5 protein-coding genes are annotated in these 12333 nt (G+C 73.3%); all 5 read right to left on the bottom strand.

Features of this window, described 5'->3' with window-relative positions; translation table 11 throughout:
• The coding region (locus E1283_RS20795; protein WP_165956194.1) for a S8 family serine peptidase at positions 1–1547 on the bottom strand (1547 nt) is incomplete at its 3' end.
• Between the two features lie 23 nt (positions 1548–1570).
• Positions 1571–3040 (bottom strand): type VII secretion integral membrane protein EccD, encoded by a 1470-nt coding sequence (gene eccD, locus E1283_RS20790; protein ID WP_132819616.1) that lies wholly within the window; start codon positions 3038–3040, stop codon positions 1571–1573.
• A complete protein-coding gene (eccCa, locus tag E1283_RS20785) occupies positions 3037–7044 on the bottom strand; it encodes a type VII secretion protein EccCa (RefSeq protein WP_132819615.1) in 4008 nt (1335 codons plus the stop codon). Before eccCa ends, eccD begins: the two co-directional genes overlap by 4 nt.
• 252 nt (positions 7045–7296) lie before the next feature.
• A complete protein-coding gene (locus E1283_RS20780) occupies positions 7297–9714 on the bottom strand; it encodes a TPR repeat domain-containing protein (RefSeq protein ID WP_132819614.1) in 2418 nt (805 codons plus the stop codon).
• A gap of 150 nt (positions 9715–9864) precedes the next feature.
• Positions 9865–12333 (bottom strand): TPR repeat domain-containing protein (locus E1283_RS37425; protein ID WP_165956193.1); only part of this gene is annotated, 2469 nt, incomplete at its 5' end.

The raw sequence follows: 12333 nt of genomic DNA, 5'->3' as shown, positions 1-12333 counted from the left end.
GCCGTGTCGGAGAGCATCGGCTCGCTGACGGGGATGGGCTGCACGGGAAGGTGCCCGGGCGGGGCGGCCTCCGTGCCGTCGCTCTCGCCGGCGCCGAGGTGGGTGAGGGCGCCGAACGGGTCCACGATGCCGGCGCCGGTGCGGTCGTTGACGCCGCCGCCGACCTGGGTGGCCGACCCGACGAGCCGCCGGGCGAGGTCGTCGGCCGACAGGTCGGGGAACCGGGAGAGGACGAGCGCGGCGGCGCCGGAGACCTGGGCGGCGGCGAAGCTGGTGCCGGACTCGGCGCGGTAGCCGGACCCCTCGGGGGCGACGACGGCCATCTCCTGGCCGTAGCCGGCCAGATCGACCCAGGGGCCGGCGTTGGAGGCGTCCATCGGCTGGCCGTCCTCGCCGACCGCGCCGACGGCGAGCACGTCGTCGTAGGCCGCCGGATACATGTGGCCCCCGCTGACGCCCTGGTTGCCCTCGTTGCCGGCGGCCGCCACGACCAGCACGTCGGCGGCGACGGCACGGGCCACGGCCTCGCGGATCTGCCGGTGGTCGACGGGGACGGCGAACGAGAGGTTCACCACCCGCGCCCCCGACCGGACGGCGTCGTCGATGGCCGCCGCGACGGTGCCGGGGGTGGCCTGGTCGATGCCGCCGGCGAGGCGCACGGGGTAGACGGTGGCGGCCGGCGCGACGCCGGCCATCCGGTCGCCGTCGGTGCGGCGGCCGGCGATCATCCCGGCCACGCCGGTGCCGTGCCCGTCGCAGTCCTGCTGGAGTGCGGGGGTGGTGCGATCGAACTCCCGCTCCTCGTTGACCCCTTCGAACTCGCTGCCGCGCGCCACGGCCCCGTCGAGGTCGGGGTGGCTGGCGTCGACGCCGGAGTCCACGACGGCGACCGTCACCCCCGCGCCGGCGGCCAGGTCCCACGCCTGCCGCAGCCCGAGTTGGTCTATCAGCGGATAGGGGCCGGCGCCGTCCGGCAGTTCCGTGCCGGGCGACGTCGTCCGACACGGCTCCGCCGCCACGGCCGGCGTCGCGCCTCCCGGCGCGACGCCGTGTACGACGAACACGGCGGCGAGCAGCGTCACGAGGTGGCGGGTCCTCCCCCACCCTCCCGTTCCTCTCCGGCCTCCGGCGCCGTGCCACGGCGCGCCGCTGACGCGGCGCGAGCCCGCGTCGGCGACCGGCCGCCGGTCGCCGAAGCGACCGGGCCGGCGCACCACGCGCCCGGCGTCGGCCGGCGACGCCACGGCCACCGGCCAGCGGCCGACGTCCGACGAGCCCGAGCCGACGCCGACGGCCGGTCGCCCGTTGGCGGCGCGGCCATGCCATCGCGCCAGCGCGCGGGCAACCCGCCGCGCTCCGCGCCCCACCCAGACCGGCAACACCACGGCCACCGGCCGCCGGTCGCCGACGCGACCGGGCCGGCGCGCCGCGCGACCGGCGTCGGCCGGCGACGCCACCGGGTCGGCGACACGGCCACGCCACCGCGCCGGCGGCCGCGCCGCCGGGTGCCGGCGGCCGGAGGAGGGCGGGGAGGTGGGGGAATCCACCGGGTCAGCCACCTCGTGCCCCCTCAGACGCGGAGGTCGAGGAGGGCGGTGTAGACCTCCCAGACCGCCAGGGACAGGGGGACGACGGACAGCAGGATCACGGACTCCAACAGGTCGAGGCCACGGGAGAGCCGCGGGTTGAGCCGGACGCGGCCGGCGGACACGGCGACGCCGCCCGCGATCAGGGCGACCACCAGGGTGATGGGGAGGGCGATGCCGAGCAGCGGCAGCCGTTCGCCCATCCGGTCGGTGAGCAGGAACGCCGTCCCGCCGGCCAGCGCGAGCAGGCCGGTGGTGAGCGGGATCGCGGCCTGTGCCGTCTCCCGGAAGAGCCGGCCGCGCAGCAGCGTCAGGGCCAGCAGGGCGCCGCCCAGCACGCTCGGCCACAGTTCGCCCGAGCCGAACAGCACCAACGTGCCGCCGGCCGTGACCAGATGGCTGCCGACCAGCATGCCGACCAGCAGCCGCCGCGCCCTGGCGATCCGCTCCCGCAGCCGCTCGTGTTCCAGCTGGCTGGGCAGCGCCTCCAGGTCCTCGGCCGAGGCGACGACCTCGGGTGCCGGGATCCGGGCGACCCGCAGCGCCACGGTGGGCCACAGGGTGGTCAGGGCCAGGGCGAGCGGGGCCGCGACGGCGGCGGCCCGGGCCGGGTGCACGTCCCAGACGGCGCAGATCAGGGCGCCGCTCGCGGCCAGCGGGCCGGCCACCACCAGGGCCGTGAAGGTGCCGTCGCCGCCGCCGACCAGCACCGGGCCGAGCGCGCCGATGACGGCCAGCACGGCGCAGGCGAGCAGCAGGTGCCCGGCGGTGAAGCCGGCGACCGTGCCCTCCTCGGTGCCGAGCAGCCGGACGGCGCCCAACATGGCCGGCGGGGCGGCGAGCACGGTGGCGAAGGTGCCGGCGGCGCGGTCGCCGAAGGCGCGGGACATCAGGACGCCGACGAGCAGCGTCAGTGCGGCGGTGGCCAGGCCGAGCCAGCCGGGCAGCCGGCCGGGCGCGACGGCCAGCGCCGCGCAGGCGGCGAGGGTGCCGAGGGTGGCGAGCGCGCCGGCGGCCCGGCGGGTCGCGGCGGCCGGCCAGCCGACCGGTCCGGCCGCCGAGCCGATGACCTCGGTGACGTCGTCGTACAGCGGCGGCGTGGCGTCGTCGGTGCCGTGGCCGACGAAGAGCAGGTCGCCCTCGTGGACGCCCTGCGCGGCGAGCGAGGCCGCCGGGTCGAGCCGGGTGCCGTCGGCGCGGCGCAGTACCCAGCCGCCGTGCCGGACGCCACCGTCCTGGGTGGCGTCCTCGCCGGCGTGCCGCAGCAGCGTCGGCAGCAGGCGGGCGAGCGGCACCCCGGCGGGCACCGCGAGGTCGGCGCGGCTGGTGGGTCCCGCGACGCCGACGCGGACGAACTCGGCGCCGCCGCCCGGGGCGTGCGGCGCGGCGTCGCCGGGCGCGGTCAGCGGGGCGACCGGCTGGGTGGCCGGCGACTGGGTGAGGCTGCCGCTCATGAGGTGGTCCTCGGGCTCGGATCAGAAGGGGCGGTGGCGTGGGGCGATTCGGCGCGGACGAGTTGGACGGGCAGGTTGCCGAGCCTGCGGTGGGTGAGCAGGGCGCGGCCCTTCTTGCGGGTGGCCGGCTTGAAGCCCCAGATCGGCATCTCGTCCTTGGGGATGCTGAGCAGCGCGCCCGGCACGTTCAGCTCCTTGAGACGGCCGAGGATGGGGTCGACGACGGCGCGGGAGGCGCCGCCCGCCTGCCGGGTGATGTAGAGGTGGAGGCCGATGCCCCTGGCGTGCGGCAGGAAGTCGAGCAGCGGCTTGAGGGGGTTGCCCCGGCTGGTCGAGACGAGGTCGTAGTCGTCGACGAGGAGGTAGATCTCGGGGCCCGACCACCAGGAGCGGTCGCGTAGTTGCTCCGGGGTGACGTCGGTGCTGGGCAGCCGCTTCTTCAGGCCCTCGGCGAGGCCGCCGACGACCTCGACCGACCGCTCGTGGGTGGTGGAGTAGCCCAGCAGGTGGGGGCCGTCGAACTCGCGGAGCATCGTCATCCGGTGGTCCAGGATGATGAGCTTGGCCCGGTCGGGGGCGTAGCTGTCGATGACCTGCCGGGCGACGGCCCGCAGCAGCGACGTCTTGCCGGACTCGGTGTCGCCGATGGCGATCAGGCCGGCCTCCTCGCCCGGTGTGAAGACGACCGGCTCCAGGCGGTTGCCCTCGATGGCGACGGTGACGCCCCTGACCGCGGCGGCCTCGGGGGGGAGTTCGGCGAGCGGGAAGCTGGTGGGCAGCAGCCGGACGCGGGGGGCGACCGGGCCCTGCCAGCCGTCCTTGATCCGGCGCACCAGGTCGCCGACGCCGTCGGCGATGCCGGTGTCGGAGCGGATGCCGTCCACCCGTGGCACGGCGAGCAGGAAGTGCAGGGAGTCGGTGGTGATGCCGCGGCCGGGGCGGCCGGTGGGGATGGTGCGCTGGGCCTTGCGGTCCATCTCGGAGTCGAGCGCGTCGCCGAGCTTGAGCTCGATCTTGGTGCCGATCATGTCCCGCATGCCCATGCGCATGTCGAGCCAGCGGTTGCCGGTGATGACGAGGTGGATGCCGTAGGTGAGCATGCGGCCCGCGGTGGCCATCAGGGTGGCCTCCAGCTCGGGGTAGCTCTGGCGCAGCACCGCCCAGCCGTCGATCACCAGGAAGACGTCGCCGAACAGGTCGTCGACGCGGCCCTCGGCGCGGGCGGCGCGGTAGGCCGCCATGGACTCGACGCCGGACTCGCGGAACCTGGTCTCGCGGCTCTCCAGCAGTTCGAGGACCTCGGCGACGGTGCGGTTGACGATCTCGGCGTCCAGCCGCCCGGCCACCCCGCCGACGTGCGGCAGGCCGGCGAAGGGGAACAGCGTGCCGCTGAAGTCGAGGCAGAAGAACTGCACTTCCCAGGGCGTGTGGCGGAGCGCGAGGGAGGCGATCAGCGCGCGGATGCCGGTGGACTTGCCGCTGTGCGGGCCGCCGACGATGGCGACGTGGCCGCCGGCGCCGGTGAGGTCGAGCTCCATGGGGTCGCGCCGCTGGTGGAAGGGGCGGTCCACGACGCCGACGGTGGCGGTGAGCGGTGGCCTGGTGGGCGCGGCGCCGAAGCCGCGGCCGGGCCGGACGGCGAGGTCGCCGAACAGCCTGTCGAGCGGTTCCGGGGTGTCGAGCGGCGGCAGCCACACCTGGTGGGCCTGCGCGCCGTGCCCGGTCATCTGCTCCACCATGACGCCGAGCACGGTGGGGCCGAGGTCCTCGGCCTCGTCGAACTCGTCGACGCGCGGCTGGGGTTCTGGCTCGGGTTCCTGCTCCTCGGCCGGCACCGGTACGTAACCGGCGGGGAACGGGCGGATGTTGATGCCGCCGCCGAGCGCCGCGCCGGTGGCCTCCTCGCCGGTGCGGTAGGAGCCGGAGACGTAGGCGGCGCGGAACCGCTTCAGCGTCGTGGTGTCGGTCTTGAGGTAGCCGTGTCCTGGGGCGCTCGGCAGGTGGTTGGCGTCGGGCACGCCGATCGCGGTGCGGGACTCGGACTCGGAGAAGGTGCGCAGGCCGATCCGGTAGGAGAGGTGGGCCTCCAGGCCGCGCAGCCGGCCCTCGTCGAGCCGTTGGGAGGCGAGCAGGAGGTGCAGGCCGAGCGACCGGCCGAGTCGGCCGATCTGCACGAAGAGGTCGGCGAAGTCCGGCTTCTGGGCCAGGAGTTCGGAGAACTCGTCGACGACGATGAAGAGGCTGGGCAGCGGCGCGAGGTGGGCGCCGCGCTGGCGGGCCCGCTCGTAGTCGCGGATCGACACGAGGTTGCCGGCGTCGCGCAGCACCTCCTGCCGGCGGTTCATCTCCCCTGACAGGGCCTCCCGCATCCGGTCGACGAGGGTGAGGTCGTCCTCCAGGTTGGTGATGACGGCGGCGACGTGCGGGAGTTCCGACATACCGGCGAAGGTGGCGCCGCCCTTGAAGTCGACCAGCACCAGGTTGAGCTGGTCGGTGGCGTGGGTGCTGGCCATGCCGAGCACCAGGGTGCGCAGCAGCTCGGACTTGCCGGAGCCGGTGGCGCCGACGAGCAGCCCGTGCGGGCCCATGCCGTTCTGCGCCGACTCCTTGATGTCGAGGTCGAGCACGCCGCCGTCGGCCGAGACGCCGATGGGGGTCCGCAGCCGGTCCCGCATGGGGCGCGGGCGCCAGAGGCCGTCCAGGTCGAGGCGGCCGGGGTCGGCTATGTGGAGCAGGCTGGGCAGGGTGTTGACGGTGGTGGTCAGGTCGTCGGCGTCGCCGGCGCTCTGGGCGACGTCGGCGCGGAACCTGGCGAGTTGGCGGGCCAGGGCGTCGGCCTCGGGCTCGGAGAGCGCGTCGGCGGTGCCGAGTTCGTCGCTGGTCTCGCCGGCGAGGACCGAGAGCCGGCCGTCGGCGATGTCGAGCCGGACGCCGTGCGCCTCGGTGAGGGCGGCGGCCCGGCCGTCGACGTCGAGGACGGTGACGCCCTGCATCCCGTTGGGGTCGAGCAGGGCCTCGCCGCCGGTGACCAGGCCGCCGTCCAGGATCAGCAGCAGGTGCGGCAGGTCGGGGTCGGGGTCGGCGTCGCGGTTGAAGCGGGTGCGGCGGGTGAGTTCGGCGCCCAGCCAGTCCTCCAGGACGGCGAGGCTGGGGTGCGTCATCCGCACCGGGCCCACGTGGTCCTTCTCCTCCGGGTGGTGGGTGTGCGGCAGCCACTTGAGCCAGCTCCAGCGCGGGCCCTCGATGTCGGCGGCGCAGAGCAGCACCCGCAGGTCCTTCGGCGAGTGGAAGGTGACGGCGTGCGCGACGACGGCCCGGACCAGCGCCCTGGCGTCCGCGTGGTCTCCCCCGCTGGTGACGCCGACGGAGGCGAAGCGGCGCAGCGCGACCTGGACGGGCAGTTCGGGGACGACCGAGTGGGCCTCGATGAACCGTTTGAGCGCCACGGCGGACAGCGGGTCCAGGTCCTCGACGGGCGCGGACTCGCCGGGGACCAGCGGGGTGGCGAGGTAGCGGGGGCCGCGGCCGACCCGGACGACGCCGAAGTCGGCCTCGGCGCTGCGGCGTTCCCACAGCCGGCGGCTGCCGGCGACCGACCAGAGGGTGCCGGGGGCCGGCGCGTTCCACTCCAGGGCCTCGCGCTGGGCCTCGGCGGTGCGGCGCACCTCGGTCCTGGTGCGCTCCAGGTAGCGGAGGTACTCGTGGCGCTCGTTGCGCGCCTGGCTCTTGGCGTTGCCGCGCTGCCGCACCACCGAGCCGACGACCATCGCGAGGCAGGACACCAGGAACATGGAGCCGACGATGTAGCCGATGGGGCCGCGGCCCATGGTGAGCATGTAGAGGACGGAGCCGAGGCCGCTCAGCGCGGGCAGGGCGGTCATCCAGAGGTTGTTGTCCTCGGGCTTCGGCAGCGGCGGCGGAGCCTTGAGCACCAGTTCGGTCGAGGGCACGGCGGGCTGGGCTGCGCGCGCCGGTCGTCGGAACACGGTGGTCGGGCTGGTCACGATCTTCTTTGCCTCTCAGACCGGTCATCGCCAACGCCAAGAATCCGCCCCATGGTAGGGCGGCCTCCTGACGTGGGCACGGGGCCCCTGGGGCGGCCGTGGTTCCCGGGGAAGTGCCTGGCGCCAGATTGCATCCGCGATCATGATCGCGGCTAGGGGCGTCGTGTATCAGGCACGTATCAGTTCCGTACGACTCGGTCTCGGCCGGCGGTCCCGGCCGGCGATCCCGGCCGGCGGTCGCAGCCCACGGTCTCAGCCCACGGTCTCCTTGTAGGCGCGGTCCAACTGGTTGGCGTACCAGTCGTACCGGCCCGAGACACCGACGACCTCCCGGTGCAGGTCCTCCTTGCTGACGTCCGGGTCGGTGCGGACGTCGCTGAGCTCGGTGTCGCCGAGCCCCTGGTAGTCGGCGGCGACGGCGGCCCTGGCCACGATGGTCTCGGTGACCCAGTCGCCGTACTGCAGCGAGTCGAGCCGGGTGTTCTCGGCGGCGATCGCCGGGTCCGGCTGGGAGTAGCGGAACATCTCGCCGAGCCCGTAGGCGCCGACCCGGATGGCCATCTTGGCGGGCAGCGGGGCGACCATGTCGCGGACCATGGCGCCCGCCTGGCCGATGGCGGTGACGGCGGACGCCTGTCGCCGGTTCTCGTCGCCGACCGACACGGCGTTGTTCTGGGCGTTCTCGACGGTGCCGGCGATCCGGCCGATGCCCTCGAACGCGGCGCCCTCGTCGTGCCGGCCCTCCGGGTCGCGGGCGAACGCGTTGTAGGCGGTGACCTGTTCCCAGGTGGTGACGCCGTCGAGGAAGTCCTGGCTGCTGCTCGGCTCGCCCTGGAGGAGCATGTCGAACAGACCCTGCCGGTCGTCGCGGGAGAGCCCGAACGAGTAGCGGTAGTCGTTGCCGTACAGGTCGCGGTCGGTGCGGGCGTTCGGGTCGTTCGGGTCGGACGGCACGTCGAAGGAGCTGTCCTCCGACGCCTTGGAGATCATGTCGAGGTACTGGACGGCGGTGTCGCCGATGGCGTCCTGGAGCGCGGTGTGGTCGGCGTCGAAGTAGCCGGGAAGCCCCTTGGCGAGCACGTCGTTCTGGTGGTCGGGCGCGTCGGTGAGCACGTGGTAGGCGGCCTCGACGTAGGCCCTGGCCTCGTCGCTGTTGTGGTCGACGCCGTCGGGGACGGTGGTGCCGGCCCTGATCAGGTCGCCGGCGCCGGAGCTGTCCTCCCAGTGCAGGCCGAGCAGGTCGTCGCGGAAGTTCGTGTCGTTCAGCAGGTCGGCGGAGGCGCCGGTGTTGAGGGACGCGGTGTGCAGCAGGTCCCGGCTGAAGGTGTTGTCGGTGCCCAGGTACTCGTTGTTGGTGCGGAACTGGACGTCGACGGCGGCCTGGGCGAGGTCCTTGGCGAAGACGTCGCCGGGCGGCACGGTGGCGGTGGAGAGCAGGGCGCCGAAGTCGTTGAACCGGTCGAGCGCCGGCAGGTACTCGGAGTTGCCCACCGGGTAGAGGCCTGTGCCGTCCCGGTAGTCGTAGACGTACTCCCGGATGCTGTCCGGGATCAGCTCCTTGTTCTCCGGGATCGTGATGTCGATGCCGCCGAGCTCGGCCGCCGTCAGCAGGTTGATGCCGTTGGCGACGCGGCGCAGCGCGGTGTTGTCGCCGTCCGGGTCGCGCAGCGCGCCGAGGGCGGCGAGGTCCTCGGCGTCCAACTGCTCGTAGAACTCCAGCAGGTAGGCCCGCTCCTGGGGGCTGAGGAACGACAGGTTCTCGCTGCCCGGCTTGTCGGGGTCGGCGAACACGCCGAAGGCGATGCCGTCCAGGCCCTCGGTGTAGCGGAGCAGCACGTCGCGGTCGGGGTGGTCCTTGGCCAGTTCCTCGGCGATCCGCTGGCCGGCGAAGGTGGCCATCTCCTCGGTGGTGAACAGGTCGAAGGGGCCGCCCGACAGGTCGTAGCCGAGGTCGCCGAGCTCCTGGCCGAACTCGGCGAGCCTGGTGCGGTACGCCTCGACGGCGTCGGTGATCTCGCCGTCGGTGGTGACGGCGTCGTCGGCGGCGTCCTGGAGGTGCCGGTCGCGGATCTCGTCGGCGAGTGATCCCGGGAGGCTGTACACCGCGCGGGTCCAGTCCTGTTCCGGCGTGATGCTGAGGGTGCGCCCGCGGTAGCCGACGTCGAGCGGGACGATGGGCCGGGTGACGGCGAGTGGGGGCGCCGGCGTGGCGGCGACGGCGGCCTCCAGGGCGCTCTGCCAGCCGTTCCACTCGTTGATGGCGGCGCTGACGTGCCGGGTGCGGCCCTCCTCCAGGCCGCCGTCGCCGAGAACGAGGCGGAACACCTCGTCGTCGGCGTCGATGGCGCGGTTCATCGCGCGGACGAGGTAGCCGACGACCCGGTCGATGTCCTGGCCGTTGCCCTGGAGTCCGCCGGCGGTCTCGTCGATCCGCCCCTCGCCGTCGACCAGCGAGTCGCCGTCGAGGCCACCCGCGTAGATGCCGGTCTCGGTGGCCTGGGCGGCGAGTTCGCCGGCGTTCGCGGCCTCGCCGGCGGCCCGGGCGTAGACGGCGGCCGTGTCGGCCATGTCGTCCGGCCTGATCTCCTCGGAGAACTCGCGCTGCCTGGTCCAGGGCTTTCTGCCGGCCTTCTCCTCTACCTCGTCCGGCGTGAAGTTGAAGTCAGGCACTGGCTCGTCCCCCGCACGTTTCCGATCACAGTCGCCCCCAACCTCCTTGGAGGGCGGGGCCGGGCCGTTTCGGTCGCGTTACACGGGGTCGAAGCGTCGGTGAACGGTGATCAGTCGGGCGGCCGGCGCCGAACGGCGCCGGTCAGCGGTTCACTGGTGTGCCGGGCGTGACCACTGGCCGCCGCCGGAGGCCTTGGGCTCGATGGCGTCGTTGTATCCGTCGATCAAGGCGGCCTGGTAGTGCGGGAAGACGTCACCCGCGATCGTCTCGCTCGCCGAGAACACCTCGCTCGGGCGGAAGTTCTCGTCGCCCTCCCGCGGCAGCGTGTCCGTGTGCCGGCTCGCCGCCCCGTCGTAGTCGGCGTCGACGGCGGCCTGGGCGACCTGCTTCTTGAGCGGCCCGTCCCCGTAGTTCTCCGCGTCCCACTGCGCCTGCGCCACCGCCTCGTTGCCGGCGGGGAGGCCGTAGCGCAGGCCCTCGGTGATGCCGTAGGCGGCGGCGGTGGTGACGGCGTTGAACTTGCCGAAGTCGACGAGGGTGTTGGCGACGGAGGCGCCGAGGGAGATCGCGCCGTAGGTCGTGTACTGCTGCTTCGAGTAGTCCGACACGTCGTGGTCGTCCTGCACGCGGACCTGGGTGCCGGCGACGCGGGCGATGTTGCGCATCGTCGAGGTCTCCTCGTTGTGCCCGGAAGCCTCGTCGCGCAGGAAGGCCCCGGTGGCGGTGTCCCGCTGCCAGCGGCCCACCTCCTCGAAGAACGCCTGCCGGGTCTCCTCATCGCTCTCGTTCATCACGCGGAACAGTCCTTCGCGTTCCGCGCCGGTCAGCTCGAAGGAGTACAGGTGGTCCCGGCCGTTGCGGTTCCTCGCCGTCCAGGGGTTGTCGCCGTCCGGGTCACTCGACGCGTGGTACCCACCCTCCTGGGAGCCGGCCGAGACATGGTCCATCCACTTCAGCGTGACGTCGCCGATCGCCCGCTCCAGCGAGCCCTGCTGGGGCCAGAGGGCCTCGTCGACCCCGGTGTCGGCGTTGATCGCCTGCCTGTGGTCGCCCGCCTCGCTCAACAGCCGGTATGCGGCCTCGGTGTACTGGGCGGCCGCCGGGTCGTTGTGGTCGACGCCGGCCGGCAGCAGCGCGCCGGAGCGGATCAGGTCGGCCGCCCCGTCGCTCTCGTGCCAGACCGTGTTGAGGAAGTCCGAGCGGAAGTCGTCGTCGGTCAGGAGGGCGGCCGAGGCCTCGCTGTTCCGCGACACGGCGGTGAGCAGGTCGCTGCTCCCGGTGTCCGTCACGTAGTCCGTGAAGTGGATGTTCCACCCGGGCTGCAGCTGCGCCAGGCCCTGGATGTCGACGGCCGTGCGAGCCATGTCCTTGGCGAACTGGTCGCCCGGCGGGACGACGGTGTGCGACATCAGGTCGCCGAACTGGTTGAAGAGCGCCAGTTCCCTGATGAAGTCCTGCCCCTCGGTCGGCCCGTACTCGTAGATGGGGTACAGGCCGCCCTGCTTGTCGTCGTACACGAACCGGCGGACGAACTCGGGCAGCGCCTGCCGGCCCGCCTCCGTGCTCGGGTCGTGACCGCCGAGTTCGGGATCGGCCAGCATGGCGATGCCGTTGGCGAGGTTGACCTTCGACTCGTCCCAGCCCTCGATCTTCGTGGCCAGGGAGGCCAGCACCTCGGGGTCGTCGATCCGGCCGATGAAGGCCTCCAGGTAGGCGAGTTCGGCGGCGGTCAACCTGCGGGAAGGCTCACCGGGGTTGAGCGAGTCCCCGTACACGGCGTCCGCGATGCCCTCGAGGCCCTGGCTGTACATGGCCAGCAGTTGCTGATCGGGGTCGTCCTTCCTCAGCTCCTCCAGGAACTTCCCCGCCGAGTACTCGGCCATCTCCTCGGTGGTCCAGAGCCCCAGAGGACCGGACAGGTCGTAACCGAGTCCCTGCAGTTCGGCACCGAACTCGGCCAGCTGGGTCCGGTATGCCTCGATGGCATCGGTGATCTCCCCGTCGGCGGTGACGGCGTCCTCCGCGGCGTTGCCGAGGTGCTTCTCGCGGATCTCGGTGGCCAGCGAGGCCGGCAGGCTGTAGACCGCGCGGCTCCAGTCCTGTTCCGGGGCGATGCTCAGGGTCCGGCCGCCGTAGCTGACGTCGAGCGGGACGATGGGCCGCAGCAGGAACGAGTCGCCGAACGGGTTGGTCGGCACGGCCGCCTCCAGAGCGGACTGCCAGCCGTTCCACTCGTTGACGGCGGCGGTGACGTGCCGGGTACGGGCCTCCTCCAGGCCGCCGTCGCCCAGCACCAGGTCGAAGACCTCCTCGTCGGCCTCGATCGCGCGGTTCATGGAGCGGACGAGGTAGTCCACCACGCCGTCCATGTCCCGGCCATTGCCCTGCAACCCACGGGCCGTAGCGTCGATCCTGCCGTCGCCGTCCACCAGCGACTCGCCGTCGAGCCCACCGGCGTCCGAGCCGACCTCGGTGGCGCGCTCGGCGAGCTCACCGGCTCCGGACGCCTCACCGGCGGCCTGGGCGTACACCGCGGCGGTGTCGGCCATGTCGTCGGGCGCGATCTCGGAGGAGAAGTCACGCTGCCTCGTCCATGGGCGCCGCTGGGCCTTCGCCTC

Source organism: Streptomyces hainanensis (genome assembly GCF_004348415.1).
Classification (GTDB): Bacteria; Actinomycetota; Actinomycetes; order Streptomycetales; family Streptomycetaceae; genus Streptomyces; species Streptomyces hainanensis.
The sequence above is the reverse complement of the archived record's forward strand: the minus strand, read 5'-3'. Positions and strand labels throughout refer to the sequence as shown.

Excerpts from the sequence above, each read along its gene's own strand:
- eccD (WP_132819616.1), bottom strand. The coding sequence starts at position 3,040 with ATGAGCGGCAGCCTCACCCAGTCGCCGGCCACCCAGCCGGTCGCCCCG.